The 298-nt window shown below is 64.4% G+C and carries 1 pseudogene; it reads left to right on the top strand.

Annotation, left to right across the window (positions count from 1 at the left end):
- A pseudogene (locus tag HMPREF2990_RS12950) lies at positions 1-298 on the top strand (HNH endonuclease); the annotation flags it as partial.

Here is a 298-nt window from a genome sequence, read left to right as displayed (position 1 = left end):
CCACTCGCGCTACCAACTCGAAGCACGCGCCGCGGCCGAGGCCAACCGGCACTGCATCGAAACGCTCGAACTGATTGAGCGCACCGCACGGCGGATCACGAATCCGACGAAGCGCTGGGAGTACACCGCCGAGTTGTGCGCCACCGAGGGGGATACCACCACCATCAGCAAACGCGCTGCCCGGCTGCGCAAAGACTACCTGCCACCGCGCCCACCACAGGACGGGGTGCGCATCCAACGCAGCGAACAACACGACAAGTTCATCATTCGGCTCACCGGCCCCACCAACGACTTACAG

It is taken from the genome of Corynebacterium sp. HMSC071B10, from assembly GCF_001814825.1.
Taxonomy (GTDB): domain Bacteria; phylum Actinomycetota; class Actinomycetes; order Mycobacteriales; family Mycobacteriaceae; genus Corynebacterium.
This window is presented reverse-complemented; position numbering and strand designations above follow the sequence as displayed.